The sequence below is a fragment of the Limosilactobacillus reuteri genome (assembly GCF_020785355.1).
Classification (GTDB): Bacteria; Bacillota; Bacilli; order Lactobacillales; family Lactobacillaceae; genus Limosilactobacillus; species Limosilactobacillus reuteri_I.
Window position 1 is genome coordinate 114,522 of sequence record NZ_JAJGVH010000082.1, and the last position, 26,847, is coordinate 141,368.

30 protein-coding genes are annotated in these 26,847 nt (G+C 38.5%); 16 read left to right on the forward strand and 14 right to left on the reverse strand.

The window, feature by feature from the left end; all coding sequences use genetic code 11:
• Positions 1-60 precede the first annotated feature (60 nt).
• Genes LMB56_RS09190 through LMB56_RS09205 form a run of 4 tightly spaced genes read left to right on the forward strand, consistent with a single transcriptional unit; the run spans position 61 to position 2,236 of the window.
• The gene (locus tag LMB56_RS09190) at positions 61-1,020 is read left to right on the forward strand and encodes an Lreu_0056 family protein (protein WP_229284102.1); all 960 of its coding nucleotides are present in this window, start codon (positions 61-63) and stop codon (positions 1,018-1,020) included.
• Between the two features lie 30 nt (positions 1,021-1,050).
• Positions 1,051-1,371, forward strand: coding sequence for a DUF7671 family protein (locus LMB56_RS09195; protein WP_019251959.1), 321 nt, complete (start codon positions 1,051-1,053; stop codon positions 1,369-1,371).
• A 5-nt stretch (positions 1,372-1,376) separates the two neighbouring features.
• Positions 1,377-2,060: an NAD(P)H-dependent oxidoreductase gene (locus LMB56_RS09200; protein WP_229279276.1), complete on the forward strand. Its 684-nt coding sequence runs from the start codon at positions 1,377-1,379 to the stop codon at positions 2,058-2,060.
• 2 nt (positions 2,061-2,062) lie between these two features.
• Positions 2,063-2,236, forward strand: coding sequence for a hypothetical protein (locus LMB56_RS09205; RefSeq protein WP_003675264.1), 174 nt, complete (start codon positions 2,063-2,065; stop codon positions 2,234-2,236).
• A 275-nt stretch (positions 2,237-2,511) separates the two neighbouring features.
• Here LMB56_RS09205 and LMB56_RS09210 read toward each other — a convergent pair whose 3' ends face one another.
• Positions 2,512-2,883: a DUF488 domain-containing protein gene (locus LMB56_RS09210; RefSeq protein WP_003669276.1), complete on the reverse strand. Its 372-nt coding sequence runs from the start codon at positions 2,881-2,883 to the stop codon at positions 2,512-2,514.
• A gap of 62 nt (positions 2,884-2,945) precedes the next feature.
• Here LMB56_RS09210 and LMB56_RS09215 point away from each other — a divergent pair, with 62 nt between their 5' ends.
• The 9 genes from LMB56_RS09215 (at position 2,946) to cls (ending at position 12,407) form a co-directional block, all read left to right on the forward strand.
• Positions 2,946-3,578, forward strand: a complete 633-nt coding sequence (locus LMB56_RS09215; RefSeq protein ID WP_029507864.1) for a DNA-3-methyladenine glycosylase — start codon at positions 2,946-2,948, stop codon at positions 3,576-3,578.
• A 3-nt stretch (positions 3,579-3,581) separates the two neighbouring features.
• Positions 3,582-4,727, forward strand: a complete 1,146-nt coding sequence (locus LMB56_RS09220) for an AAA family ATPase (protein WP_229284103.1) — start codon at positions 3,582-3,584, stop codon at positions 4,725-4,727.
• Positions 4,724-6,016 (forward strand): vWA domain-containing protein, encoded by a 1,293-nt coding sequence (locus LMB56_RS09225; RefSeq protein WP_229284104.1) that lies wholly within the window; start codon positions 4,724-4,726, stop codon positions 6,014-6,016. Before LMB56_RS09220 ends, LMB56_RS09225 begins: the two co-directional genes overlap by 4 nt.
• 3 nt (positions 6,017-6,019) lie before the next feature.
• Positions 6,020-6,313 (forward strand): hypothetical protein, encoded by a 294-nt coding sequence (locus LMB56_RS09230; protein ID WP_019251966.1) that lies wholly within the window; start codon positions 6,020-6,022, stop codon positions 6,311-6,313.
• Positions 6,314-6,386: 73 nt separating this feature from the next.
• Positions 6,387-8,291, forward strand: a complete 1,905-nt coding sequence (locus LMB56_RS09235; protein WP_229284105.1) for a M13 family metallopeptidase — start codon at positions 6,387-6,389, stop codon at positions 8,289-8,291.
• 144 nt (positions 8,292-8,435) lie between these two features.
• Positions 8,436-9,074: a helix-turn-helix domain-containing protein gene (locus tag LMB56_RS09240; protein ID WP_229284106.1), complete on the forward strand. Its 639-nt coding sequence runs from the start codon at positions 8,436-8,438 to the stop codon at positions 9,072-9,074.
• On the forward strand, positions 9,074-9,577 hold the full coding sequence (locus LMB56_RS09245; protein WP_229284107.1) for an O-acetyl-ADP-ribose deacetylase: 504 nt from the start codon (positions 9,074-9,076) through the stop codon (positions 9,575-9,577). Before LMB56_RS09240 ends, LMB56_RS09245 begins: the two co-directional genes overlap by 1 nt.
• Positions 9,578-9,677: 100 nt before the next feature.
• A complete protein-coding gene (locus LMB56_RS09250) occupies positions 9,678-10,838 on the forward strand; it encodes an MFS transporter (protein ID WP_163622292.1) in 1,161 nt (386 codons plus the stop codon).
• A gap of 75 nt (positions 10,839-10,913) precedes the next feature.
• Entirely contained in the window at positions 10,914-12,407 is a 1,494-nt protein-coding gene (gene cls / locus LMB56_RS09255) for a cardiolipin synthase (RefSeq protein ID WP_078009850.1), read from the forward strand.
• Positions 12,408-12,461: 54 nt separating this feature from the next.
• On the opposite strand, the gene LMB56_RS09260 is transcribed toward cls, so the two are convergent.
• From LMB56_RS09260 to LMB56_RS09290, 7 genes are all read right to left on the reverse strand, one after another.
• The gene (locus LMB56_RS09260) at positions 12,462-13,166 is read right to left on the reverse strand and encodes a MerR family transcriptional regulator (protein WP_229284108.1); all 705 of its coding nucleotides are present in this window, start codon (positions 13,164-13,166) and stop codon (positions 12,462-12,464) included.
• A gap of 109 nt (positions 13,167-13,275) precedes the next feature.
• Positions 13,276-14,199 carry a cysteine synthase A gene (gene cysK, locus LMB56_RS09265; RefSeq protein WP_229284109.1) on the reverse strand — a complete coding sequence of 308 codons (924 nt, stop codon included), beginning with the start codon at positions 14,197-14,199 and terminating at the stop codon, positions 13,276-13,278.
• Positions 14,200-14,204: 5 nt separating this feature from the next.
• A complete protein-coding gene (locus tag LMB56_RS09270) occupies positions 14,205-15,032 on the reverse strand; it encodes a homoserine O-acetyltransferase/O-succinyltransferase family protein (protein WP_102816510.1) in 828 nt (275 codons plus the stop codon).
• Positions 15,033-15,271: 239 nt separating this feature from the next.
• Positions 15,272-17,200 (reverse strand): ABC transporter permease, encoded by a 1,929-nt coding sequence (locus tag LMB56_RS09275; protein WP_229284110.1) that lies wholly within the window; start codon positions 17,198-17,200, stop codon positions 15,272-15,274.
• On the reverse strand, positions 17,200-17,955 hold the full coding sequence (locus tag LMB56_RS09280; RefSeq protein ID WP_229284111.1) for an ABC transporter ATP-binding protein: 756 nt from the start codon (positions 17,953-17,955) through the stop codon (positions 17,200-17,202). Before LMB56_RS09280 ends, LMB56_RS09275 begins: the two co-directional genes overlap by 1 nt.
• A gap of 112 nt (positions 17,956-18,067) precedes the next feature.
• Positions 18,068-19,048: a sensor histidine kinase gene (locus tag LMB56_RS09285; protein ID WP_229284112.1), complete on the reverse strand. Its 981-nt coding sequence runs from the start codon at positions 19,046-19,048 to the stop codon at positions 18,068-18,070.
• Positions 19,041-19,760, reverse strand: a complete 720-nt coding sequence (locus LMB56_RS09290; RefSeq protein ID WP_229284113.1) for a response regulator transcription factor — start codon at positions 19,758-19,760, stop codon at positions 19,041-19,043. Before LMB56_RS09290 ends, LMB56_RS09285 begins: the two co-directional genes overlap by 8 nt.
• Positions 19,761-19,839: 79 nt before the next feature.
• Between LMB56_RS09290 and LMB56_RS09295 the strand changes: the two genes are divergently transcribed.
• Positions 19,840-20,682 (forward strand): aldo/keto reductase, encoded by an 843-nt coding sequence (locus tag LMB56_RS09295; protein ID WP_229284114.1) that lies wholly within the window; start codon positions 19,840-19,842, stop codon positions 20,680-20,682.
• Between the two features lie 192 nt (positions 20,683-20,874).
• Here the strand turns inward: LMB56_RS09295 and pnuC are convergent, their stop codons facing one another.
• Complete coding sequence (gene pnuC / locus LMB56_RS09300; RefSeq protein ID WP_153702785.1) at positions 20,875-21,627, reverse strand: nicotinamide riboside transporter PnuC; 753 nt, start codon at positions 21,625-21,627, stop codon at positions 20,875-20,877.
• Between the two features lie 250 nt (positions 21,628-21,877).
• Positions 21,878-22,375, reverse strand: coding sequence for a transcription elongation factor GreA (gene greA, locus LMB56_RS09305; protein ID WP_016496473.1), 498 nt, complete (start codon positions 22,373-22,375; stop codon positions 21,878-21,880).
• A 106-nt stretch (positions 22,376-22,481) separates the two neighbouring features.
• Between greA and LMB56_RS09310 the strand changes: the two genes are divergently transcribed.
• Both LMB56_RS09310 and LMB56_RS09315 read left to right on the forward strand, forming a co-directional pair.
• On the forward strand, positions 22,482-23,603 hold the full coding sequence (locus LMB56_RS09310; protein WP_229284115.1) for a hypothetical protein: 1,122 nt from the start codon (positions 22,482-22,484) through the stop codon (positions 23,601-23,603).
• A gap of 22 nt (positions 23,604-23,625) precedes the next feature.
• Complete coding sequence (locus LMB56_RS09315) at positions 23,626-23,952, forward strand: hypothetical protein (RefSeq protein WP_066036003.1); 327 nt, start codon at positions 23,626-23,628, stop codon at positions 23,950-23,952.
• A gap of 195 nt (positions 23,953-24,147) precedes the next feature.
• Here LMB56_RS09315 and LMB56_RS09320 read toward each other — a convergent pair whose 3' ends face one another.
• Genes LMB56_RS09320 through LMB56_RS09335 form a run of 4 tightly spaced genes read right to left on the reverse strand, consistent with a single transcriptional unit; the run spans position 24,148 to position 26,708 of the window.
• A complete protein-coding gene (locus tag LMB56_RS09320) occupies positions 24,148-24,372 on the reverse strand; it encodes a hypothetical protein (protein WP_003664967.1) in 225 nt (74 codons plus the stop codon).
• Between the two features lie 13 nt (positions 24,373-24,385).
• Positions 24,386-24,892: a YbhB/YbcL family Raf kinase inhibitor-like protein gene (locus LMB56_RS09325; protein WP_122481042.1), complete on the reverse strand. Its 507-nt coding sequence runs from the start codon at positions 24,890-24,892 to the stop codon at positions 24,386-24,388.
• Between the two features lie 35 nt (positions 24,893-24,927).
• Positions 24,928-25,710 (reverse strand): tyrosine-protein phosphatase, encoded by a 783-nt coding sequence (locus tag LMB56_RS09330; RefSeq protein ID WP_229284116.1) that lies wholly within the window; start codon positions 25,708-25,710, stop codon positions 24,928-24,930.
• Between the two features lie 29 nt (positions 25,711-25,739).
• Positions 25,740-26,708 (reverse strand): SGNH/GDSL hydrolase family protein, encoded by a 969-nt coding sequence (locus tag LMB56_RS09335; RefSeq protein ID WP_229284117.1) that lies wholly within the window; start codon positions 26,706-26,708, stop codon positions 25,740-25,742.
• Positions 26,709-26,847 lie beyond the last annotated feature (139 nt).

A 26,847-nucleotide genomic window follows, 5' to 3' on the forward strand; every position in this document is an offset into this window, starting at 1 on the left:
GGCTCCTAGAGATTAAGGTATAATAAAACTTTAAATATAAGATCTGTGGGGAGGATCTTTATGAGAAAAATAGCGCTAATTTTGATGCTTTCATTGACGATGATGGTCATGGTAGCTTGTGGGAGAACATCCTCAAGTACTAATAGATCAACTAGTAGTATGACTAGTTCTTTATCAAGTACACAACAAACAAGGGATGATGCAGCACTAAACGCTGAACGATTAACACTTGAGCAAACTGCTGCACTTGTGTTGTACTATCGTGATGCGCATATGCCAGGAGCAAATGATTATGATTATTCTGCTGATATGGAAAACAATAATCAGGGAGCAACAGTTAAGATTTATGATAAAGGTGCAGTGCCATGGGGAGAGGGACCCTCTGCTAAGACTTATCCTAAAGGCGCCAAAGTTTTATACACGATTAAATTAACTTCCCAAAGTGATGAAGATGGCGATCGTTTAAATTCAGCCTATTATACAATTGTCGAAAATAAGGTTTACTATGCGAACAGTAGTAACGGTATTCGCAAAACAGGCGTAACACTCGCTGAAATGGTGACGTATGCCAAAACTCATGGGGAAGTTAATCGTGTTTTGAAAGTAGCAAAAAACACCCAAATTATTGATATGCGTGGTAAAGTTACACTTACGGATAAGGATGGATTAACTACCCAGCAGCTAGGAACATTAGTTGCATTGTTAAAGAACCCTGATTGGTTTAAGAATGAGGTTCAAAATGGTGAAATGTATTACGGAACACATTATGGTTATGGTGAAACTGCGGATTATCAATATGTAACAACACAGGGTGATCCGACTAGCTATATTTGGTTTAAACGTAAAGGTAATGATGTCACAATTAAAATGATTGAACCAACTGAAAATCAAAGTGTAACAGGGGCACCAATGACTACTACGCATACCACTGTTACGAATTTGATAAATAATTACTACACAAGTGAAGACCAACAGGATGAGGTTAATACCTATGCGGACCAATTAAAAGCTGAACCGTAAAATTAGATTAATTACTAAGAAGGATATATTATGAGTAAAAAAGATAAGTATGATGTTCAAAAGTTTACCGGGATTCCCGTCGAAACAGATGCTAGCGGAAAATATCAATTGAAATTTGACCAAAATGGCGAGGCAAAATTGCATACTTGGCGAACTGGAAAACATACTAAGGGGAAATTTAATCATCCAGGTCAGTTAATGCTGACGGAAAATAACTTGACTGTTGTAATTCTAAAAGCAGAACCAATGGCTTTTAAGGATCGTCATAGTGAAACGCCGCTGCAACGATTTTTAACTGTCGATGTTACAGAAGATGTTCTGAAACAAGGTCTTGCAGAATTAAAGGAGTGAAATTGATGAAAACACTGGTGATAGTGGCTCACCCTCAACTTACAAATTCATCGACTGAATCGTTTTTAAAGGCAGCCGCTGATGATGAAAATAACGTTATGTGGCATGAATTAAAAACACCTTTTGATATTTCTCAAGAGCAGGAATTACTTAAATCGGCAACCCGAATTATTTTTCAATTTCCGCTATATTGGTATAGTGCGCCAGCGATCTTAAAGCAATGGCTTGATGAGGTATGGAATTCACAACTTACAAGTAGCTATTTGCTAAAAGGCCGCGAATTAGGGATTGTTACGACGGTTGCTCATTCTGCGGCTGCATTTCAACCGGGTGCCAGTCAAGGATATACAATTGCTGAAATTTTACGACCATATCAGGCTTTAGCACACGCAATGAGGATGAAGTATTTGCCACCATTGCCGATCTATCAATTTGCCCAACAGAGTGAAGAAGAGCGACAGTCATTATTTATCCACTATCAGCAATATTTGACCTTAGATAAATTCTTGCATTTTAGTGACCAGATACAATGGTTTATCGGTCGCCTTAATGCCAAAATCGCTCGCGAGTTAGATCCTTTTCAACAAGCTAAATTAGAACAATTATTATCACTTTTACAAGATCAACAAGAAGAGCTAGATGATTTACACACTTCTATCGGCTGGCTACGAGAAAAAGAGGATGACTAAAAATGAATGAGAATCAACAATGGGCACACGAAGAACTAACAAAATTAATGAAAAATAGCCCAACATATGAAGATCAAGCCTTTTACCGGGCATTAGATCAGTTAATGCTTAAACAAGCACAACGTCTAATCAATGCCGCTGGTGAGCTTGATGGTCGTAGTTGGGCTGATAAATAATTGATTTAAAAATATAAAGCAGAAGTCTACTCACCACTTCAATAATAGACTTCCACCTTATCAGATAATTGTTTCAAAATGAAACTAGGGGGTTATTGGTACCCGTAATTCTAATTGCACGATTAGAAAAAGTCACTAAAAAACTTATAAGGACTTTGGGAATATTGATACCTTATAACTAGGTCAGTGAAACAATGGGTACTAGAGAATTATGAATAAAATCCTCACATATTATTATAAAACAAATTATTCCTAAAAAATACAAAATTATTGATTTATATTAGTTGTAAATCTTTTCGAAGCTTGTCAGCAAGAATAACTGCTTGATTATGTTCTTCATCTTTTGCCCCGTAAAGGAGAATAACGTTTTGGCTTGGCAACTGACTTTGGACAATTGCCTTTAATGAATTATAGTAAACAGGATTGTTGGTTAATTCTGCTAGATAACGCTCTTTGAATTCTGGATAGCGAGCCACATCATGACCAAACCATTTCCGCAGCTCAGTACTGGGTCCGACTTCTTTGAGCCACTTATCAAGATGTGCATTTTCTTTTGAAATCCCGCGTGGCCAAATGCGGTCAACGAGGATACGATAACCATCTAAATCAACAGGTTTAGTATAGATTCGTTCAATTTTTAGTTCCATCATGCCGATCTCCTTTAATTAGTGTTATGTTTAGGATAGTTCTTTTTAGGAGGAAAATAAATATGCTAACAAAATATCAACAATTTTTTACTGGACGGCCCACAGTCGAAATTGCGAAGGATCTTTTAGGGAAACTAGTAAAATACCAAACTGAAAATGGGATCATTGGTGGTTATATTGTTGAAACGGAAGCATATTTAGGAGAAAAAGATTCTGCATCGCATGCTTTTAACGGACGACGCACTGGCTACTCGGAATCTTTGTATGGGATGCCCGGGAATATCTACCTATACCAAATCCGTGGACATTATTGTTTTGATATTGTGGTTCAGGATGCAGAAGAACCTCAAGGAATTTTACTTCGCGGAATAGAACCGGCGCTAAACATCGATAAAATGATCGAAAATCGGCACATGTCAGGGGTAAATATTACTAACGGTCCCGGTAAATTAGTACAAGCTCTTGGAATTCATTCACGAGACTTAGACGGGCAGCCAATGGAAACAAGTCCACTAACGGTTGATTTACATAATTATAAAATTCCTGGAGAAATAGCTATTTCTGCGCGGATTGGAGTTAATTTGAAGGGAAAGGATGGATTAAGTCCACGCCGCTTTTATGTGAAAGGCAATCCTTACGTATCAAACGTGAAAAAACAAGACATGGATCTGGAATGTCATGGCTGGAAGGGGTAAATAATGGCGCTAACTTATCAACAACTATTAACGGCAGTTCCTGTTGTTCTCGACGCGGGTAATGTTCCGAATATTGTCGGGGATGCGGGGATCGGTAAATCTGCTTTAGTTCGTGAAATTGCTGCTAATCTGAATGCGACATTATTTACTACGGTTGTCAGCTTAAGCGAAAAAGGAGACCTTGCCATTCCGGTTCCCCCCTTGACTAGTGAATCCTTTGTTGAAACGAAAAATTACGGCCGTCTTGCAAATGTACAATTCGGTTACTCTGAAACTTTAATCAGCATTATTAAGTATGCTGAGGTCCATCCTAATCAATCAATTATTTGGTTTTTAGATGAATTTAATCGCGGAACGCAAGCTGTTCAAAGTGAATTAATGAACCTGGTCCTTCAACGAAAGATTAATTCTTTGCGGTTGCCTTCCACAGTGCAGATCATTATTGCGGAGAATCCTGATTCTACGATGGCAGGTTTTAACGATCGTGAATATGGTGTTGCGACTGGGGATGCTGCAATTAAAGATCGGACAGTTCGTTTAGTAATGACGAGTTCGACGGCTGAATGGTTAAAATGGGCCAAGATCGTTGGAATTAATGACCTTGTTTCCGCCTATCTTACGCAATACCCTGAACAATTATTAGTTATTGATCCGAACAATGAAGATTTGGCTCCCACGCCACGTGCTTGGGAAAGAGTTTCCCGCAATCTTGATCAATTACAGGCGTTAGATCAGAAAACGCAAAAAGAACTTGCTGCTGATATATTTAGTGGTGACTTAGGTGATGAAGTAGGGGTGGCCTTTGCTCAGTTTGTCCTTGCACAGGGTCAAGAGCTTACAGTGGAAATCTTGAAGGACGCCAAAGATGGCAAGGAGCAGTTTGAAAATGCTGATGAAGCAACCAAAATTCAAGTATTACGGTCATGGCTAAGTCCTAAGCTGGCATCTGAAGAAGAGGCAGCTCTATTTATTAAGTATCTCCAATTAGTTAGTGAGGATGGGCAGTATGCGATTGTTCAAACAGTTGGTGAAGATTTCGTTGACCTCTTGCAAGTAATGTATGAGCAAGCCATCAAACATCCCCAAGGCCCTGTAGCGCAACTTTATCAATATTTTGCGGAGGTTGCGACGCGTGGTGATAATCGATGAGTTTAGGTGACTTTCGGGCACGATTACGGCAAAACGGTGGAAACAATAGTCATGTAACATCCGCACAACGGATTAGGGCGGCAATTATTAGCATCCTTCAAAAACAGCGCCTTTTTGGTGAGGTGTTGTTACAGCTTCCACGAGAGAATGATTTACAGTTACCCGCAATGATGGGATTGAGGTGGGAAGACAATCGCCTTGTACTGGTTATTAATCCGGAAAAGTTGGCGCACGTTCGTAATGATGAACTTCAAAGCTTATTAGAACATGAAGCCCTTCATCTTATCTGGATGCATCCATTACGTTATGCTTCTTATCCTCATCAAGATTTAGTCCAGATTGCAACCGATGTAGCGGTAAACCAGTATTTAACTGAGCCACCCCAGGGAACAGTAACCCTTAGCCAATTGGAAAAGGTTCTTCGTCAAAAGCTAATGCCAAAATTAGATTCGCAGGATTATCTCAATATATTAGAACAGCTACCTGCTGAACAACAAGAAAAACTACATCAGCTAGGCCTTAATTTGAATGGCAGCAAACAAAAGGAAAATGCAACGGCAGATAAGGTTAAAACAGCCGATACTCATAACGGCTGGCAGGAACCTAAGACAAGTCAACAGGTCAGCAATCAGGTCGTGCGCTTAGCGAATATTAAGCGGATTTTGAATCGTTCTTGGAAGCAAACCCCGCAACGAGACCGCGGTTTATTACCAGGAAATGTAAAAGCACAGTTGCAAAAAGCGCACCAAACCAAAATAGTTGATTGGCGGCAGGTTCTTAGGCATCAGTTTGGGTTGATTGCACGAGGACAAGTTAATTCGCATGCGCGCTTTAATCGCCGGCAACCATTGCGAATGGATTTGCCTGGCAAAGTTACGAGATTGGATCCGGCTGTTGACATTTTTGTTGATAATTCCGGATCAGTCACCGATCAAGAAATCGTTCAAACACTAACGACGCTTGAAAAGATGCTTAAGAAAACGAAACTGACAGCTAACGTTTACTCGTTTGATGCCCGGGTGACTGCCAAACAAAAACTCCATGATGGTAAAAAACTTGATTTTAGCCGAACTGGTGGCGGGGGTACAAGTTTTCAATGTGTTTTTGACTATCTCCATCTGCACCACCTAACTAAACGAAATCGCATAATTATCATTATTACTGATGGGTGGGGAGAGGAACGAATCAATAATTATCATTATCAAAATGTTTATTGGCTAATGATGACAAAGGCTAATCAATTATCAGTAAAAGAGCCACCGGGAAGAGTATTAGAAATGAGGGGATAATTGATGACGACAATTTTAAATCCACAGGCCATGCAAAAGGTACTTACCCATAGCAAAGAATATGAGCGAGCAATTGGTCTTCTTAATAAACGGTGGGATCCAGATGAACAGCCGATCTTTCGAAATGTTCTCCAGTCCGCAGATGTTCAATTTGCTCGGCAGCTCCAAATTGCTGGATTGATTAAGGGCAAGGTTGACTTAAGCAGTTACCAGGAAGTAAATCAATTAATGATGCAACATGACTCATGGTTTTCAGAAAGTGCCCGGAAAACTTTATTAAGTCCTTTTATAGATTGAAGCAAATTTACGTGAATTTATAGTAGGCATAGTATAATAGTAAGTAATGTAACCTTTTAAGGAGGCCCTGCACATGGCAGTGAATAACGAACTAATTAAAGACGACTTATACGAAGCAGTAAACGGGGAATGGCTAAAGACGGCGAAGATTCCTGATGATAAGCCAGCTACCGGGGGCTTCAATGACCTTGTTGATGAGATTGACAAGCAACTGATGGATGACTTTGATGCCTATGCAGAAGGGAAGGAAAAGTCTGAGGATTCGCGTTTTAATGAGATGATTAAGCTATATCGCCTCGCTAAAAAGTTTGATTGGCGTAAGAAAGTTGGCCCACAACCGCTTAAACGGATGTTGGCAAGTGTAGAAAATCTTAATTCATATGAAGATTACCAATCTCAATGGAAGAATTGGATTTTAGCGGGGATGCCTTCACCGATTAGTTTTGATATTGACGCTGATATGAAGAATGCGACTGTTTATGCTTTATTTGCCTCATCACCGTCGCTCATTTTACCTGATAAAAGCTACTATGAAGCAGAAAAGAAGGCTCAGCACGATCAATTACTCCAACTATGGTCTTCAATGGTGGAAGCCTTGATGGATAAGTTGGGGTATAGCAAAGAAGAAGCAAAAAAGATTATTGATGATGCAATCAAATTCGATGCCCTTCTTGCGCCAAATGTAAAGAGTGCAGAAGAAGCGGCTGATTATAGTAAGATGTATAATCCACAAACGGTTGCAGAACTAGCCAGTGCGACTGACCAACTTGATATTGCGACAATAATTAAGCAGTTAGTTGGGGAAGAACCGGAAAAAGTAATTGTGACAGAGCCGGAATACTTTAAGGCCCTGAATAAGATCTTACAAGATAACTTTGAGCTCTTTAAAAACTGGGCATTAATTCGTGTTATTCGTGAAAATGCTAGTTACCTTGATGATGAAATGCGTGAAATCAATGGACGTTATGGTCGAGCACTTTCTGGAAGCAAGAAACCAGTTAGTCAGCGTAAATTTGCGTTCTATCTTGCACGTGACATGTTTAGCCAAGTAGCTGGGGATTATTATGGGAAGAAGTACTTTGGACCGCAAGCCAAGGCAGACGTGCACCATATGGTTGAGCAAATGATTAAAGTCTATAAGGGACGCTTGACCAATAATCAATGGCTTAGTAAGGATACCCGTGATAAGGCTATCCTCAAGCTTGATAAACTGGGCATTCAAGTTGGGTATCCAGATAAGATTCCTGCTCTTTATGATCAATTTAAGGTTGATGAAGAGGAATCATTGATTGCAAACCTAAATCAATTAACAGTGACGGCTAATAAAGAATTATTCAGTCGTTGGAATAAACCTGTTGATCGGATGCGGTGGGAAATGAGTGCGGCCACAGTCAATGCTTACTACCACCCATTTAAGAATATCATTGTATTCCCAGCGGCAATCCTACAGGCACCGTTCTACTCGTTGAAACAAAGCAGCAGCCAAAATTATGGTGGAATCGGCGCAGTAATCGCCCATGAAATTTCCCACGCTTTTGACAACAACGGGTCATTATTTGATGAGTTTGGAAATCTTAATAACTGGTGGACAGATGAAGATTCTGCACACTTTAAGCAATTAGCTCAAAAGATGATTGATGAGTTCGATGGGATCCCATTTGCTGGGCAAAAGGTAAACGGGAAGCTCACGGTTTCTGAAAATATTGCCGATGCAGGAGGCCTCAGTTGTGCACTTGAAGCGGCAAAAACTGAAGCTGACTTCAATGCCCAAGAATTCTTTATTAACTGGGCAACTATTTGGCGAATGAAGGCAACGGAACAGTACATGCAATTACTGCTTTCAATTGATGTTCATGCACCGCAAAAATTACGTGCTAATATTCAAGCAGAAAATCTCGATGACTTCTACAGAGCATTTGACATTAAGCCTGGTGATGAAATGTACCGGGCACCAGAAGATCGGGTTCATATTTGGTAATTTAATGATTTACAGAAGGTTGGAAGTTTCTCCAGCCTTTTTGTTTGCTATGATTCTTAGCGTGACAAATATCGTCTTCTTCGATAAAGTTTAAACATAGTTAATTTCCCGGGAAATAAATTTAATTGAAGGTAGGAGAACTTATTGAAATTTGCCGATAAAATGAAATTATATCGTCGTCAAAAAGAATGGACTCAGCAGGATGTAGCAGAACGATTATTGATCTCGCGTAAAACAATTTCTAGTTGGGAAAATGGTCGGAGTTATCCTGATATTTTTATGTTGGTTCAAATAAGTGATCTCTACCATGTTAGTTTGGATGATTTATTACGGGAGGATCATGAAATGATAAATAACTATAAAGAAGAGCACACTATGAATGCTAAGAAAGATAATACTTTTACTATTTCATATATTATTAACTTTCTTGCATGCATTTATTTCTTGTTTCAGACAATTGGCTTAGTAAAAACTACTTCTCTTAGTTCAATTTGGCGAGTCGTTTTAGGTGTTATTGTTGGAATAGCATTATTAAATGTTTACTATTTGATATCAAAATGTGATTGGAAGAAGGTTAAAGGACAAGAGAAAGTTGGAATGATAATAACACTCATTATTATCTCTGTCTTATTGATGAAGATAAATGATTACCGTTTCAATATTTCTGATAGCTATAATAACGGACGTGATTTTGGGATTGGCTTTGTGGTTGCAATTAAAAGTATTGCTTTTACAGAATTAATTTGGCTATTTCCGCAATTTAAAGAAAGAAGGGCTAAATAATGCCACAAATTAACGTAATCAAAGGAGATATTACCAAAATAAAAGTTGACGCAATTGTTAATGCTGCTAATACAACTTTAATGGGTGGTGGTGGTGTCGATGGTGCGATTCATCGAGCAGCGGGTCCAGTGTTATATGGCGCCTGTGAAAAATTTCATGGATGTCCAACGGGAGAAGCGCGGATAACTGGCGGCTTTAACTTGCCAGCCAAGTTTATTATTCACACGCCTGGACCGATTTGGCATGGTGGTGATAATGGGGAAGATCAATTGTTAGCCAATTCTTATCACAATAGCTTACTGTTGGCTGATAAATGTTTATGTCGGACGGTTGCCTTTCCTTCTATCAGTACAGGAGTGTATGCCTTTCCGCTTGAAAGGGCAGCAAAAATTGCGATTAAGACGATTAAAGATTTTCTTCCTACTGCCAATTATGTTGATCAAGTAATGATGGTTTGCTTTGATGATAAAACCCATGCTGCTTATCAATCACAACTTTATTAAGTTAAATAGTTCAAAACTATTGGAAATTAATTGTTAAACGTTTATAATTTTCTGGATTGACCTTTTCCAGAAAATTTTTTGTTTTAAAAGGAGGTTTATTGTGAAGCACGCTAAATTACGATCGTTCACTTTTATTCTTGTTGCATTTATGCTGGGATGTAATGAGTTTATGGTTGTGGGGGTTTTATCAGATATTGCACGGAGTTATCATGTTCCACTTTCTACAGTTGGTTTTTTGGTGACAGCTTTTGCAGGAGTTTATGCGATTAGTACGCCAATTATTACTACCTTAACTAGCAATTGGAATCGATATAAGCTTCTTATGCTATTAATGACCGTCTTTTTTATTGGTAATACTTTAACTGCGATGGCACCAACACTTGGCTGGCTCCTATTTGCGCGAATTATTACTGCCGCTGTTGCTGGAACCATTATTTCATTAATTAACTTGCTAGTTAGTATAATTACACCAATGGACAAGCGGCCAATGGTTCTAGCGTGGGTCGGTGCAGGTTTTAGTATTGCGTCGGTCATTGGGGTTCCGCTTGGTACAACCATCGCAACATTACTTTCCTGGCACGATAGTTTTTGGATCATTTCGGGATTAACATTAATTGTGTTTGCATTGTTAGCCTGGCTTACTCCTCGTGATACACCTCAAGTTAAAGGGAGCATTTTAGAACAGTTAGCACTATTAAAAGATCACCGCGTTTTATTAGGAATTGGAATCACGGTGGCTGTCTTAAGTCTCCAGTATACTTTCTATACTTATGTTCGACCGCTAATTACTACTGTGATGGGCTTTAGCTTAACTAGTTTAAATTGGCTGCTGCTTCTTTTAGGGGTAATGAGTATTATTGGTAATGAAATTGCTGGAATCGTTGCGAGTCATAATGGGGTTCACAAATTACCATTTGTCTTTATTCTCATGACAATCTTAAGTCTTATTCTTGGGATTGCATTAGGAAATAAGATCACGGGAATGCTTGTTCTAGCAGCTCTTTGTGTCGTTGTAATTATATATGGAACAACTATTCAACTGGTATTTATTAGTGTAGCGGAAAAAGAATATCCGCAGTCATTAGCTTTAGCAACATCGTTAATTTCGATTTTCGCTAATGTTGGAATTTCACTTGGATCTTTCACGGCTTCGACTACTGTTAACTTTGCTAATTTAACGATGCTTGGCTATGTAGGTGCAGTGTACGGACTTTTAGCGATCGGGTTATCTTTTGCTCTTCGTCGTTTTTACCGAAAATAATCTCTGAACCTGCTGAAAAGTAAGCAAAGAATGGCTATAATGAATCAGTAATACTACTAGGGAGATTATTAAATTATGGATATTGTTTGGACATGGGATGTTATTCGCCGCATTATTGAAGTCCTATGGTTGATTAACATTGCTTTTGCAGTATGGACTGTTTTTCGTAGTCGTCGGGATATTGCATCAACTTGGGCCTGGCTATTAGTCTTAACTATTTTGCCAGTAGTTGGATTTATCCTATATCTTTTTGTGGGACGACAATTATCCCATGATGAGATATTTAGTATTCAAGATGAACAAAAACAATTACGGACTAAATATCTTGAAAAGCAACGAAAATTAAGTGAAGAACATGAATTAATGCCAAAAGGAAGCCGGTTGTCGCGTGATCGTCAGTTGGTTAACCTTTTTTTGAGTTTGAATGATTCAGTAGTAACCTTTAATAATAAAGTTCACGTATTTATTGATGGGAAAAAGAAGTTTGATAAGTTAATTGACGATATAAATCATGCAACTGATCATGTATATATTGAATACTATTCCTTTTATGCTGATAATCTAGGGAAGCGGGTGTTGGCAGCCTTAGAAGATGCAGCTGCACGAGGAGTAAAAGTCCGTGTTCTCTATGATTTAAGTGGGTCTCATGGAACTACTTTCAAATTTTTTAAGCATTTAGAAGAGTTGGGTGGAGAAGCGCAAGCATTTATTGCCGCTGCCAAAGCTTATTTTCAAACACCACGGTTAAACTATCATCTTCACCGTAAACTAGCGATTATCGATGGCAAGATTGGTTACATTGGTGGATTCAATATCGGTGATCAATACCTTGGCGAAGATCCTAAGTTTGGTTATTGGCGTGATACCCATCTCCGTGTCGTCGGACAAGCAACGATGATGATGACAGTGCGGTTTGCAATGGACTGGAATACAACCTGTCGAAAAACTCATAAAAAGAAAATTGACCTTGAAAAAGAATTTAAGAATTTTGAACTGGTTGCACCAGATGGCGATCCAGATGAGGTCCCAATGCAAATCGTATCTTCTGGGCCGGATAATGAAAATTATTCGATTAGACGGGGATATGAATCAATTATTAGTTCGGCACGAAAATATGTTTATATTCAATCGCCATACCTTATTCCAGAAGATTCAGTGCTGGAAGCATTAGTAATTGCCGCAAGAAGTGGAATTGACGTCCGAATTATGATCCCATGCATGCCTGATCATCCATTTGTTTATCGGGCAACGGAATATTATGCTAAATACTTAGTGAACAACGGGGTAAAAGTTTACAAGTACGATAATGGCTTTATTCATTCAAAGACGATGGTTAGTGGGAGCAACATTGCTTCTGTTGGTTCGGCAAATATGGATTACCGTAGCTTTAGACTTAATTTTGAAGTCAATGCATTTGCGTACAATGAAAAACTAACAGCGCAGTTAAAGCAAGACTTTGAAAATGACATGAAAAAGAGTACGTTACTTACTCCTGAGTATTTTGCTAATCAATCAAAATGGCGGAAATTCAAGCAATACTTCTCGCGGTTGCTTTCACCAATTTTATAAAGAATCGAAAAATGACCAAGAAGCAGAATTTTATGTGCTCTTGGTCATTTTTCATTAATAACATTCTTCAATACAATAATTTTTTTGATGGCACTTATTGCATGTAAGATACCTTGTGTTAGGGGTATGACGTGCAAAAAGCCAATTACTAAACGAAACTCTAAATTGGTGAGAACAATGAGGACAAATATAGCAAGTATGATGGTAATAATTTATAGCAATATACCAAGTTAAAGCAATTGTAATAAGGATTCCTAATAATAACCATATCAAATTTCCTTGATAAAAAAGAAAGTAAAGAATGCTACCCCAGAGAATGAAGTCGATAATGCTACCAATAAGCAATAATTTAATTCGTAACTGTTTTAACTTCTTTGTTTTCTTGATCTTGTCAAAAATACTTTGACTGATATTTCCTGGGAAATCAGAATGTTTATTCAAAAAAGTTTCTAATTGAGATAGACTTGCTAATTGTTCTGAAGCGTCTTTAATTTCCTGCTTGAGTTTTCTTCGTTGGTTAACAATTAGGCTTTTTAGAATATTATTGTCAGTGTCATTAATAATCTGTTGAATATCTTTTAAGCTGAATCCTAGTTGTTTATAAATTAGAATTTCTTGAAGTTGTTTAAGGTCTTGATCATTATAATGGCGCAATCCGTTTTCAGTTCGTTTAGCATGAAGTAACCCACGGCGGTCATAGTATTGGATTGTTCTGATTGAAACATTACATTTTTTTGCTAATTGACCAGTCGTATACATATTGACCACTCCTTTCATACTATCAAGTGTAGCTAATGACGTAAGGTCGCGGTCAATAGAAAAAAGGAAAGAGATTAAAAATATCTTAGTCTCTTTCCTTTTTAAATTTTTAGTAATTAAATAATTCTGTTGAAAGGTAACGGTCACCGCCATCAGGAGCAACAGTAATAACTTGCTTACCCTTACCAAGCTTTTTGGCAACTTCAATCGCACCTTTGATATTAGCACCAGCTGAGATACCAACAAGAATTCCTTCTTGATGACCGACTTCACGTGCCATCGCAATTGCGTCATCACTCTTAACTTCGAGGATTCCGTCATAAACATCAGTATCAAGAACTTTCGGAATAAAGCCAGCACTGATCCCTTGAATTTTGTGCTTGCCACCTTTTCCTTCTTTTAATACTGGAGATTCGGCTGGTTCAAGAGCGTAAACCTGAACATTAGGATTAGCTTTTTTCAATGCATAACCAACCCCAGTAAGTGTTCCCCCAGTCCCAACACCAGCAACAAATGCGTCAGGAATATCATCGCCAAATGCTTCAAGAATTTCCTTTCCTGTAGTTTCTTCGTGAATTGCTGGATTTGCTGGATTATCAAATTGCATTGGCATAAAGTAGCCTTTTTCTTTAACTAGTTCTTCTGCTTTTGCAATTGCACCCTTCATTCCGTCGGTACCAGGAGTAAGAATAAGTTCGGCTCCATAACCTTGCATGAGTTTCCGACGTTCAACACTCATTGTTTCTGGCATGGTGATGACAAGATGGTATCCCTTGGCAGCGGCAACCATGGCTAAGCCAACACCAGTGTTTCCAGAGGTTGGTTCGACAATTGTACCACCTGCTTGTAATTTACCGGCTTTTTCTGCTTCCTCAATCATGGCAAGAGCAATCCGATCCTTAATTGAACCACCAGGATTAAAGAATTCAAGTTTTACATAGACGTCTGCTGCATCTTCAGGAACAACGCGATTTAACTTAACAATCGGAGTGTTACCGATTAAATTTACGATTGAATTTGTGATTTTCGTCATATTAATTACTCCTTTACAAATTGTTGTGTAGCTATGTGGTCCGCAACTGAATGAAGCCAATTATCAAAGAACACTCGTTGGGTAGTTGCCCAGCTAAATTCGGGATCTTTCATATGAAGCGGATCGCGAAAGTAGTTTTGCGGCTTGATATACTCAACGCCGGGATTAGCATTCCGTTCTCGCAAATATTCCTTTAGAAGGGCATCCTTTCCGTATTCAAGATGAGAGAAAAGAAAGTATTGGTTCTTTTCTCGAGCGCGGAACGAGAATAGGAAGTTGTTTTTGGTCACAGCATTAATAACTAATCGTGGATCTTTCATAATCTTGTCAATATCAAGTTCGGCATAACGAGCATGGGGAGCAAGAAAGCCATCAGGTAATCCTTTTAAGAGGGGGTCTGGCGCGCGCAAATAATTGTGGAAGACTCCAAAAATTTTTTCAGGTAATTGAAATTTGGGAATATCATAAAGGTAGTTAGCAGCCGCCATCGCTCCCCAGCACACGTAAAGTTGCGGAATGTTATTGGCAACTAATACGTCAATCAGTTGATGAATTTCATCAAGATACGTAATTTCTTCAAATGTAAGTTGTTCGATTGGCGCACCGGTGATAATAAAAGCATCCATTGTAGCAACTTGTTTTAAATCTAAAGGCTGGGAAATCTCTTGAACAAGGTCAGGGACAGGGCGAGAAGTATAGTGTGTTTGCGGGTAAAAGTATTGTACATCAACATTGTAGGGTCCCTCAGAAAGTACTTTTGTAAATCGCAGTTGAGTATCTACTTTGTCATGCATTAAGTTAAGAATTCCTATTCTTAATGGATCGGCCGTCATGAAATCACCTCGATATAATCTAAATTAAACTAAAAACTGTCACTAAACATACCGTAGATTAATCACGCCTAAATAAGGGCAGTTTAATCTGTCGTGAATAGTTTAGCAACAGCTTGTAAGTTTTTCTATGATGGTGGTGTTAATAAGAATCATGAACGACATCTCCTTATTTATCGGCCGTACTTATTTATAGTAATTAAAGTGTAACCGTTAAAATAAGAAATGTCAATTTATAGTATTTAACCTTGCTCAACAATTTTACGGTACATTCTGGTAGTAAGTCCATAAATAGCAAAGTAAAGGCATAGAAGGATAAGAGTGATTGATACGGCAATTATCGCCATCAATCGAACATTATAGAAATTAAATTGAATTAGAATTTGTCGAATTGCAGGGATCGCAAAGCAAAGATTAATTATTGCACCAACTACTGGCAACATGAAGACCATCAGTACTTGACTATGAATACTCTTGGTTGTTTCTTTCTCACTTAAACCAACTTGTTGCATAGTCTTAAAGCGATATTGATCTTCATAACCTTCAGTAATTTGTTTAAAGTAAATTACAACAGTTGTCGTGATTCCTAGGGCAAAGCTAATGAGAATTCCTAAAAAGACGATTCCGCCATAGAGACTGGTCAACTGACTACGAAGATTTGTCCGGGAAGAATATGCTTGGTTTGGCAAGTGAAGCTGGGCTTGAAGATCATTTTCAAAGTTAAGATGAGCTTTCTTACTGCCGTTTAAGCGATAATTAATTCCTGTGAAGTTAATTGTGGCAGTGTTTGTCGGAAGTTTATTGGTGATTATAAAAATTGGTGAATAAATAGCGTGACTTGGATTGAAGTAGTAGTTAAAGTCATGGATAGGAGTAGCTTGGTATTTTTGCGAACCAATCTGTAAAGTACCACGATGTTCTTTAGCAGGGGAATAAATCAAAGCCTTATTTGCTGCTAATTTAACATGTTTATCCGCAATCCGATTATAAGTTGCTGTCGACATGGTAATGACCGTATTGGTAGTTTGATTAGTCATATCCTGTAAATCACCCTGGTTGATGAAGCGATTATTTTCCCAGTAGCCGTATTGTGGAGCGCTCGTTGTAAAGGTAACGGGCTTATTAAGGTGAGCATGGTGTTTTTTGGCAACAGAATTGATGGTCGATTCTTGTTGTGCAGTAAGTTTCTGTGAGGTGATAATTGTAAGGTCGCGTGGGGCATAAGAATTGACCGTATCATTAATGCCGGCATACATAGTTAAAGATGTAAATAAAATTACAAGGACAGAGCTACAGAGTAAACAAATTGTTGCAAGACTAGCACCATTTTGTTCCATCCGTTGTAACATTCCGGAAACCGCGATAAAGTGGCGAGGGCGATAGTAATATCCTTTGTTTTTTTGCAGGAGTTTAAGGACAATGATGCTACCAGCAATAAAAATGAGGTATGTTCCAATCACAACTAAGAAGACGGCAGTCATGAATGTTGTTAAAGCAGATATCCGCGGCTTAACCGTAATTGTAAGATAATAGGCGTAGGCAAGGACTGCAACACCCAAAAGTCCGGCAAAAGTAAAGAACTTACCATGACGCGCGATTTTAGTTTGTTGGGGATGCCATAATTCATTTGGATTTAGCCGGAATAGTTTGATCAGATCAATGACCATTAAAATTAAGAAAAAGCCACCAATGATGACGATTGTATTTATCACCGCGCCCCATTCAATCCAAGGTTGAGATAAATGATCGATTTGCAAGAGATGAGCAAAGCCAAGAAAAGCGAGTCGATCAAAAATAATCCCAAATAAAGTTCCAAGAAAAAGGCTGATTACTAAAAGATAGCACTTTTCAATCATTGTTAGCACTTGTAAGTTACGTCTCGTCATCCCCAGCATACTATAAAGACCCATTTCTTGTTGGCGCTGTTGCCATAAGAAGCGATTAACATAGATCATAAACGCAAGTGTTACAAGGATAATAAAAGTTGATCCTGTTTGCATTAATGCTTTAGTAACCGCCGCGCTTGGCAAATCTTTAAGACTGCGATTAATTTCAACTGCCTTAAAAATATAGTTAATAGCGACTAGCATTGTCATTGATATGAGGTAAGGGATGTAAACTTTAAGATTACGCTTAAAACTTGAATTAATCAGTTTGAAAAAGAGCATCATTATTCACCGCCATTCGTTAAGGTCATCATTGTCTGACTAATTTTTTGTTGGTAGTCTTTAAGGGAAAGGTCACCACGATAGAGTTCATGATAGATTCGGCCATCTTTAATGAAGAGTGTGCGTTTAGCATGACTAGCAGCAGCGGCACTGTGCGTAACCATAATAATTGTTTGACCGTTAGCATTAACTTCATCAAAGAGCTCAAGAATTTCGTTACTGGTGTTCGAATCTAGAGCTCCAGTAGGTTCGTCAGCGAGAAGGAGGTCAGGATGGGTAATTAACGCCCGTGCAATGGCAATTCTTTGCTGCTGTCCTCCAGAAATTTCACTGGGAAAACGATCAATAATTTTATTAATACGTAAGCGATCAATTAAGGGCTTAATCCGTTCTTCCATTGTTGCTACCGAAGTTTTTGCTAGAACAAGTGGTAAGTAAATGTTGTCGCGATTTGAGAGACTATCAAGTAAGTTAAAATGCTGGAAAACAAAGCCGAGGTGTTCCCGTCGATATCGTGCTGCGTCGTCCTTGGAAAGCTGCCGGAGATCTTGGCCATTAAGGATTGCTTGTCCGTTAGTTGCTTGTTCTAAAGTTGCAATTATATTTAATAAGGTACTTTTACCAGCACCAGATTCTCCCATAATTGCAACATACTCTCCCTCTTCAACTTTAAAGGTAATATTTTTTAAGGACATTACTGGATTAGCAGAGTTAGGATTATAGACGCGTTGAACGTGTTGTAGGTTTAATAATGTCATAGTAATTTTCCTTTCTGGTAGAGAACTTGTTTTGATTATGTCTTAATTATAAAAAGGTTCTGTGCAACTTCCTACTTACGGAAGTGTACAGAACCTTACAGTTTTGTAAGAATTAGTTTGATGATCTGATATTATCTGGTAAGAAAGATAGAATCGCTGTCGTTCCCTGAGATTGAACTGATGAGATGCTAACCTTGAAATTTAAGTGCTCAGTAACTTTTTTAACAAGGTACAGTCCCATCCCAGTAGCAGCAGTTGTTTGGTGGCCGTTTTTCCCGGTAAAACCATTATCAAAGATTCGCGGAAGATCATTCATTGAGATGCCGCATCCATGGTCAGCGATCCGCAAAGAATTCATTTCCCAGGAAATATTAATTGTACTATTGGGGGATGAGTATTTAATTGCGTTTGAAAGTAGTTGTTCAATGCAAAAATGCAACCATTTACGATCAGTGAGAATTTTAATTCCGTCCAAGCCGGTTAATTCTGGAATCAATTGTTTATGAATGAAGACCGCAGAATTTTGTTGCAAAATATTATTAATTAAGTTGGCAATATCGATCCATTGAAAATCGTAATCATGATTATTAATTGCTAATCGTTCGTCGTTTAACAACAAATTGAGATAATAGTTAGCTTGGTGGATATTCTTTTTTACTTCTGTACTTGCGACAGTTGGTGAATTTTCTGCTGCGGCATTAAGACTAGTCAAATAGTTTTTAATTTCATGAGTAAATAATTCAAGGTGGTCAAGTTGTTCATGCTGAGTTGCTTGTAACTGTCGAATTGTGTCAATGTTTTTTGCTTGTTCATCTTGCAATAGTTCAACAAGTTTTCCCTCAGTCATATTGGTAGGAGTGAATTTATCGAGCTGAGAAATATTTAAATGGCGCAATCGATAATATTTAATTGCACCACTACCGATAAGCCACACTATAAAAAAAGGAAGAGAAAAGCGAATCACATCGCCCCAAAAAACAGTTGGGAGATTATATAAAATTACTAAAAGCCCAACCAGACCTAGGAGAAAAAGATAGCCAATAGTAGGAAGAAGGATTGAGCGCCAAAATAATTTAAAATAATGTTTATTCATTGTTTTCCACCAATCGATAGCCAAGGCCACGTTCTGTGTGAATACATTGCCGTAAACCAATTGTGCTTAGCTTAGTTCTTAACCGACTAATATTAACGTTAAGGGTATTCTCATTAAGGTATTTGCCACCTTGCCATAACCATTGAAGTAATTGCTCCTTAGAAACGGTTTTATTACGGTGACTGAGTAAAACTTGGAGCATAGCACCTTCAGTTGGAGTGAGCTGGGCAGTACCGTTTTCGTTCGTAAGAATATTAGTAAGGGGATTGAATGAATTATGATCCCACATTATTTCTTCTGCATCATTCGTTTGCTTATTTCGCCGTAACAAAGCTTGAATTTTAGCTAAAAGCACCGTCATCGCAAATGGCTTCATAATATAGTCATCTGCACCCGCGGCCACTGCATGCATGACATTGGTATCAATTTCAGCCGCAGAAATAACTATAATCGGCACTTGACTATGTTTACGAACCTCTTGAATCCAATAAAAGCCATCGAACGTCGGGAGGGTAATATCAAATAAGACCAGATCTGGGTTTGTAGCAAGAATTTCATTTGCAACGTTTTGCCAGTCGTTAACTGTGATAACATCGTGTTGCCATTTATTTAATTCTTGAGTTGTGGAATGGATAATATCAGGATTATCTTCAACGATAAATATTTTAGCCATAATTGTTTCCCCGTAAATAGATTTAAACTCATCATACATTAGTTTGTTCGGAAAGGAAAATTTCGATATTGACAATCTTCAGTTACTGATTAAAGATAAGGAAAGGAAGTGATTTTTAATGGATATTAAGGACAACCTATTAACCCTTACCGATGGAAATGAAATGCCTCAAGAAGGTTTTGGCCTTTATAAGGTAGATGGCCAAGCGACAATGAATCAAGCAGTCAAAAAGGCATATGAAGATGGGTATCGGCTTTTTGATACGGCTCAGTTATATGGAAATGAGCAAGAAGTGGGGACGGCTTTTAAGCAATTAGCCATTCCACGCGATAATATTTTTGTAACAACTAAAGTGGCAGAAGAAAATCAAGGTTACGATAAGGCCATTGAATCTGTCAAAGAATCCTTACGTAAATTACAAATGGATTATGTTGATTTGTTGCTTGTTCACTGGCCAATTGAACGCTCATTTTTTGATACCTGGCGTGCCTTCGAAGACATGAAAAAAGAAGGACTTACTAGGTCAATTGGTGTAAGCAACTACCAAATGATTCATCTTCAATATTTAGCAACCCAAGCAAATGAAATGCCGGTTGTTGATCAAATTGAGTTGCATCCGCTATTAACACAAAAACCACTATTAGAATTTAATCATCAACATCAAATAGTAACGCAAGCCTGGAGTCCATTAGGGCGAGGAGCAGTTCTCAATGAACCAGTATTAAAAGATATTGCTGCTGCTCATAATAAATCCACTGCGCAAATTATACTGCGGTGGCATCTCCAGAACGGTGTTTCTTTTATTCCCAAGTCAGTTCATGAAGAGCGAATTGCCCAAAACGCTGATATTTACGATTTTGAACTTAACGCCCAAGAAATGGCACAGATAGATGCATTAAATGCTTATCATCGTACTGGTTGTGAACCAGAATTAGTTTATGAATACAATAAACAATATTAAACAAAAAACAGGGAGCGAGACAGAAGTCACTCGTGACTTCGTTTTTCGACGCGAAGCTAGCCTCTGGGAGCCCCCGCAAGCAACAATAGGCCTCTAACGTTCGGTGTTGCCGGACGTTAGAGGCCATTGTTGTACTGCGTATTTGCTTTTTATGAAAGTAACTTAACTTATGTCACAGTCCCGTTTTTATATTTATTCTAAGCCCAATTTTTTGGCATAGGCTGCTTCTTCCTTACTGAGGCGTTGACGTTCACGTTCGTTGTACCATGGTGAAATGGTAAAGGCGAGAACATCATTAATAAGGTAAATTGAGCTGTTAACGGCCATTGCTAAAGTGGCAGATCCTTGCTTGTAAGAAACAAACCAGAGTACTAGTTGCGCAAGACCAGATGCAAGCCACCAGAAATATTGGTTGTTAAAACGCAAGAAGCAAATAACACCAGCGGAAAGACTGATGGAAAAGCTGATTGCATCAATCCATGGTCGTGGATCGTCGGTAAGATGACCAATTAAATAACCAGAAACAAAATAAACGATAATTGTTGCAATGATGGCAACTGTCCATGAACGAGCATTGAATTTACGGATCTTTGATGCCATGTTAACATTCCAATTTGCGGAAAGTAATACTGGTAAATCGAGGGTAATAACATAGGCGATTTGTTCGACAATACTTAAATAATTTTTAGCACTAAAACCAGCAATGATGAAACATAATGCTGATAAAATACCTAAGAAACCATTTACCGACTTAGCAGCATTGATTGCTAAAACGCAAAGTACTCCAAGCGTGGTTCCAATAAATGTAATGACAGTTACCCACGTTATTGGAGCACTAACTAAAGTCATTACCTGACAGCCAAGACTGAAAAAGAATAGGTAATAATTTTGTTGTGGCCAGCCCTTTAATTGGTGGGCAAGAAATTTAAAATAATCGCTAATCATTAATCTAACTCCCTCTACTATATGTTGTGCAATTTTATGGTTACTGCCGGCTAGTAACACAAGATATTGTGGATGCAAAAAAGCAACGTTTAATAGTATACCGGGTCAAAATCAGGGATGCAATACCCAAAAGTTTATTTAATCAGTCGCTTAGATTAATTAAAGGGCGGAAAATTAACCCTATCGTTGAAAATAATAAATTTAAAAATTTCCTTTAGCGGATTACGGAACATCGAATGACTTATCAATGCTATAATTCAACTTTAACAATTTTAACTTTATATGAAGATTGCGGCGCTTCAACAGTTACAGTGGTCCCAGCTGTTTTGTGAAGAAGGGCTTGACCAAGGGGAGAATCAAAGGAGATTTTTTGTTTGGCAAGATCAGCTTCCTGCTTTCCCACAATATGATAAGTTTCTTGTTCATGGTCATCCTCAAATTCAATTGTCACGGTTGTTCCTAAATCAATAGTGTGATCATTCTTGGGAGTCACAATTTCAGCATATTGAAGTTGTTTATTGAGATACCGAAGCCTGCTCTCAAGGTGGCGTAATTCACGCTTAGCAGTACTATATTCCGTATTTTCGGATAAGTCACCAAGCGCACGGGCTGCTTTTAATTGTTCAATTTTTGCAGGTCTTTGCTGTTGTAATTTTGCAATTTGTTCTTCAATTTCATGATAGCCATTTGCAGTCATTTTTTGAAAATAGACATTTTTCATTGCTTCTTGGATCTTTTTTCGTTGCATTGGTATAGTTTCTCCTTGTATATTAGCAATCTTGTTATATTTACTAGATATAATTATGATATGATAGAAAGGAAAATTCAATTTGGAGACGGAGGATATATAGATAATGAACGAACAAGAACAACATATTGACCAGTTTCTTACTTCGTCCAACTATCATCAGTTATCTGCTAATCAGCAAAAGCATGCACAGGATATTTTGACGCGTTTTAATAACCAGATGGCAAATGATCAGCATTTGACCGATACTACTTGGACACCAGAAGCAGTAAAAGCGGTCATGGTCGGGGAATTCATCGCTGATCCAGCACTAACTAATCAATTTGGAATTGCGGTTGTTCCAGTTTTGCGAGCTTATCAAGAATTTTTGAAAGTTGAAAATCTTGCGGAAGTTGTAAAAGCAATGGAAGAACAACGGACAAAGATGAACGAGTGTCGGAAAGCACATAAGACATGGGCACAATTACATGGGGATGCAGAGAATGACAAAGCAGAAGCAACCCCGGTTCAAGCAAGTCCTGCTAAAAAAGAAATTACATGGACACCGGAGAAGTTCAAGGACTTATTAGCAAACGTGCAACAAGCTATTAAGTCGGCTTCCCAATTCAATAACCTTGAATTAGATGATGTTGAGTTGAACTATGTTGTGCAAGAGTTCTTGGAATTAATGGTACAAGAATGCAATGAATATCCAGGTCAATGGACTTTCAGCAACTTGCAACGCGTATTGGGCATGATGATGCCATTAGATCCACATATTTCAATTAAGCAAATTCACAACATCGTACCGAGCGCGCAGGCCTTGTTTGAATACTTGAAGCAAAATGATTATATTAACATGGATCAATACAAGTTGGGCTTAAAGGCAATTGCTAATATGCAACCATCAGAAGACATGCTTGCCTCATTAAATCGTGATGAGCGGGAAACCCAATTAGTTTTATCATTCATCAATAGTAATGGTATCGATACTGATGATGTAGATGTGGCCGAAGCGTGGATGGACGACCATAAGCAGGAAGTTGCTGACTTTATGCGTGGCCTATTGAATCCATGGGGCGAATATGAACGTAAGCGCCTGCTCAAGCGTCAACGCGAAATGCAACAAAAGCAACAAGTGGCTAAGCACAGTGATAACCAAGTTGATTCACAATTAAAGCGGAAAAAGAAGTCCCTTCAAGGAATCAAGTTTAGTAAAAAGGCTCGGCGGAAATTACGTCGCCATTAATTTTTTAGAGGAGGAATCCATAATGAGCGTTGAAATTCCAGAAAATATGGAAGAAGTAGCAATGCAGCTGGCTCAACATCAGGTACGTGGTGAGCAAGTTGACGAAAAGGCTGTTATTCAAAATGCTGTTCGGGATATACTCCAAGCATTTTTTGATGAAGCTCTTGAAGGCCATTACGATGATGTTAAGTGGGATGGGGATGACCTAGTCGTTACGGATATTATGGGTGATGAAGCAGGACGCATTCAACCACAATCGAGCTCATTTATTGATGACTTTAAGAACGATGCTGATTCATTAATTGAACGGCTTGAAAATGCGACAGCCAAAATTGTGGGTGGTCGTTAAGATTTTTATCGAAATAGAAAATGGGAGTGGGACTAAACTCGCTTGCGAGTTTTTAGTCCCACCCCCGCAAGGATGGCTAGGTGTTCTGGACGTTGATTTATCAACGTTCAGAATCCAGCCAGCTACTGCGTTTTGGCAGGTTATACTTTAAAATAGTAAAGAGGCTGGATTATTTTTCCAACCTCATTTTCTATTTTAAAGACGATTTTTAATTTCGTAGGGCTTTGATTTTTCGTGCTCAGCTGGTAATGCATCCTTAGCGTAAAAAATTGCGTATTCTTTATCGTTAGGATCTTTAGCGATGACAAGTTCGTCATTGTGACGTGCTTGTTTAAAAATTTGTCCCTTTCGAACAGCTTCATTATAGTCATGAATATTAGCGACTGAATCGCCTGGATTAAAGAAAATTCTTGTTTCCATTATAAGTTCCTCCTCATGCACGACTTGGTAAATCAATTTGTGCTTTTGCTAGAATATGACCCTTGGCCGCGTGGATGAAGTCATTAAGCCAGTATTTATTTTCTAAGGGTAAAGTGTCATCTAACGCAAACACCATTAAAGTATAATCATGAGTTTTGTCTGGAGGTTGGGGACCCACATAACCACTAGTAATCAATGGGTTTCCATTAACCAACGAGCCGGCATTGCTATTATTCCCCTGAACAAATTTATCTGCTAATTCTCGACTAGCATTTGCAGGAATATCTGTTAACGTTGCTGGAATGTTGGCAGCTAACCAGTGGATCCAAGTAAAACCACAGACAGGTGTTGAGTCATAATCAATAAAAACGATTGCAAATGTCTTTGTATCTGCTGGTGCGTCGGTAATTTTAATTGGAAATGACTTGATTGGATGGTCAGCTAGCATATCAGCTGCTGGCGCATATTTACCATATTCATCTGCTAACATCCCATTAATTAATGGTACTGAGATTTGCATAAAAATTCCTCCTTATAAGACAATTATAATCGAGCCTAATCTAAATACAATTTTCGTAAATCTTTTATTTCGGTAGGCGTAATATCAAGGTAATTATTAAGATATTGATTAACGTTTCCGTAATTTTGGGTAATGCTTTTGATTGCTGTATTTAGGTAATCAGGAGCTACTGAGGCAAGGGCAGCCCGATTTGTCACTAGTGCCTCGCTGGCTCCATGATTCCGCATATCTTGCAGCCAGTGATTACGAAACTCCTGAGTAACAGTATTCGTTAGCAGGTAATCTTCCATAATAATCTTTTGCTCAACCCCGAGGGCACTGAGGATAAGATAAGCAGCCATCCCTGTCCGATCTTTACCAGCAGTACAATGAAATAACAAGGCACCATGTTCATTATTCAATAAGAGATTAAATAATTTCTGGTAAGCTTGCTTGGCTGAAGCAGCCGTGGTCATTCGGTGATAAACATCAATCATATGGTGATAACCGTTTCCTGGCTGTTGCATCTGCGCGGCGATTTCTTCATCACTATGCGAAGCGTCTGTTTCGTCGGCTTCAAAAACAGGCAAATGATAATACTTTGCTTGGGAAGGCACTCGATCAGGGTCTTTTTTTATTTCATCGGGAGCGCGGAGGTCGATATCTAGAGAAATAGGAATATTATCTAAAACAGTGAGATCAGTTTGATCTAAACGAGCAAGTGATCCTGTACGAATAAGTCGATGCCATTTGATTTGATGCCCATCTGCTGTTGGATAACCTCCAAGATCACGAAAATTATAGCCATTCTTTATTGGAAGTAAGCGTTGGTTAGCCATGAGAATCCTCCTCGTATTAACTCTTACTACTATTGTACACTGAATTGAGATAAAAGAGGTTGTAAAGCTTGCGCAAGCATTTTTCCTTCAGTGATAGCGCCGGCTTGATCGGGATGGAGCCCATCAGTGAAACTATGGTGCCAAGTTTTGGTTTCAATTATCGAACAGTCATGTTTAGTAGCGATTTTTCGAATCTCAGAAGCAAAAGTCTGACTAAAAGGAATTATGATTGCTAAAGGAGTTTGAGGAAAGGTGAGCTTAACTTGCTGGATAAAAAGGTCGAAAGCGGCAGTAAATTGGGTTAAGGGGAAACTACGGTCATTAACTCCTAAATTAATCACGTTGAGATCAGGATGATTAGGCGTCCATGATGTTTGAGCATCAATTTTTCCTAAAAAGACATCGGCAGTTGGTACCCCGCCAGTAGCAGGCCTTAACACTCCCCCAGCAGAGTAGGCTATTCGAACACTATCGACGTTAAGCAGGTCTGCACAGATTCCCGCATAGTTAGTTTCTGGCCGATAGTCAGCGGCAGGATGATTGCCAACTACCCAACAACCAGCCGTGATTGAATCACCGATAAAGTTGACCACAGGACGCTGTGGGGCTGCCATAATTTCGCCGTTATCGAGATAAATGTTTTTAATTGCAAAGCCTTCATTGCCTTGCCACACTTCGTCAATGTCGGTATTACCGGTTGCCATTATTTCGATGGTATGTAATGTCGAATCAAGTGGAATATCAATTTTTTCTAAGCTAGCTTGTGCCCGTTGCCACTTTCCGCCGTCAACTCGAAAAGCAAACACTTGGCTAGGAGATAGGGAATTTTGATTTGGCAAAACAGTAATTTGACACTTTTTAGCATCTGAAACCCTAAAACGAAGGTAGCTGCCAAGGTTAGTGGTGTATAAGGTGGGCATATTATTAATCTTTTTAACGGTCCAGCGTCCAGTACGTGAAGCAAATTTAATTAGATCGGTTGGTTGATATTTCTTCATTTGAATCCTCCAATTATTTATAACAAGTGTAGCATTAAAAGATGAATCGTGTATATCAACTCTAGTTTTTTTGTAATCGTTTTCTTTGTTGCGCCGAATTATTTGTAAGCGCTTATTGACGAGGTGGTTAAAAAGTAGT

Coding starts and splice junctions, on each gene's coding strand:
- LMB56_RS09190 (WP_229284102.1), top strand. CDS start 61: ATGAGAAAAATAGCGCTAATTTTGATGCTTTCATTGACGATGATGGTC.
- LMB56_RS09195 (WP_019251959.1), top strand. CDS start 1,051: ATGAGTAAAAAAGATAAGTATGATGTTCAAAAGTTTACCGGGATTCCC.
- LMB56_RS09200 (WP_229279276.1), top strand. CDS start 1,377: ATGAAAACACTGGTGATAGTGGCTCACCCTCAACTTACAAATTCATCG.
- LMB56_RS09205 (WP_003675264.1), top strand. CDS start 2,063: ATGAATGAGAATCAACAATGGGCACACGAAGAACTAACAAAATTAATG.
- LMB56_RS09210 (WP_003669276.1), bottom strand. CDS start 2,883: ATGGAACTAAAAATTGAACGAATCTATACTAAACCTGTTGATTTAGAT.
- LMB56_RS09215 (WP_029507864.1), top strand. CDS start 2,946: ATGCTAACAAAATATCAACAATTTTTTACTGGACGGCCCACAGTCGAA.
- LMB56_RS09220 (WP_229284103.1), top strand. CDS start 3,582: ATGGCGCTAACTTATCAACAACTATTAACGGCAGTTCCTGTTGTTCTC.
- LMB56_RS09225 (WP_229284104.1), top strand. CDS start 4,724: ATGAGTTTAGGTGACTTTCGGGCACGATTACGGCAAAACGGTGGAAAC.
- LMB56_RS09230 (WP_019251966.1), top strand. CDS start 6,020: ATGACGACAATTTTAAATCCACAGGCCATGCAAAAGGTACTTACCCAT.
- LMB56_RS09235 (WP_229284105.1), top strand. CDS start 6,387: ATGGCAGTGAATAACGAACTAATTAAAGACGACTTATACGAAGCAGTA.
- LMB56_RS09245 (WP_229284107.1), top strand. CDS start 9,074: ATGCCACAAATTAACGTAATCAAAGGAGATATTACCAAAATAAAAGTT.
- cls (WP_078009850.1), top strand. CDS start 10,914: ATGGATATTGTTTGGACATGGGATGTTATTCGCCGCATTATTGAAGTC.
- LMB56_RS09260 (WP_229284108.1), bottom strand. CDS start 13,166: ATGTATACGACTGGTCAATTAGCAAAAAAATGTAATGTTTCAATCAGA.
- cysK (WP_229284109.1), bottom strand. CDS start 14,199: ATGACGAAAATCACAAATTCAATCGTAAATTTAATCGGTAACACTCCG.
- LMB56_RS09270 (WP_102816510.1), bottom strand. CDS start 15,032: ATGACGGCCGATCCATTAAGAATAGGAATTCTTAACTTAATGCATGAC.
- LMB56_RS09275 (WP_229284110.1), bottom strand. CDS start 17,200: ATGATGCTCTTTTTCAAACTGATTAATTCAAGTTTTAAGCGTAATCTT.
- LMB56_RS09280 (WP_229284111.1), bottom strand. CDS start 17,955: ATGACATTATTAAACCTACAACACGTTCAACGCGTCTATAATCCTAAC.
- LMB56_RS09285 (WP_229284112.1), bottom strand. CDS start 19,048: ATGAATAAACATTATTTTAAATTATTTTGGCGCTCAATCCTTCTTCCT.
- LMB56_RS09290 (WP_229284113.1), bottom strand. CDS start 19,760: ATGTATGATGAGTTTAAATCTATTTACGGGGAAACAATTATGGCTAAA.
- LMB56_RS09295 (WP_229284114.1), top strand. CDS start 19,840: ATGGATATTAAGGACAACCTATTAACCCTTACCGATGGAAATGAAATG.
- pnuC (WP_153702785.1), bottom strand. CDS start 21,627: ATGATTAGCGATTATTTTAAATTTCTTGCCCACCAATTAAAGGGCTGG.
- greA (WP_016496473.1), bottom strand. CDS start 22,375: ATGCAACGAAAAAAGATCCAAGAAGCAATGAAAAATGTCTATTTTCAA.
- LMB56_RS09310 (WP_229284115.1), top strand. CDS start 22,482: ATGAACGAACAAGAACAACATATTGACCAGTTTCTTACTTCGTCCAAC.
- LMB56_RS09315 (WP_066036003.1), top strand. CDS start 23,626: ATGAGCGTTGAAATTCCAGAAAATATGGAAGAAGTAGCAATGCAGCTG.
- LMB56_RS09320 (WP_003664967.1), bottom strand. CDS start 24,372: ATGGAAACAAGAATTTTCTTTAATCCAGGCGATTCAGTCGCTAATATT.
- LMB56_RS09325 (WP_122481042.1), bottom strand. CDS start 24,892: ATGCAAATCTCAGTACCATTAATTAATGGGATGTTAGCAGATGAATAT.
- LMB56_RS09330 (WP_229284116.1), bottom strand. CDS start 25,710: ATGGCTAACCAACGCTTACTTCCAATAAAGAATGGCTATAATTTTCGT.
- LMB56_RS09335 (WP_229284117.1), bottom strand. CDS start 26,708: ATGAAGAAATATCAACCAACCGATCTAATTAAATTTGCTTCACGTACT.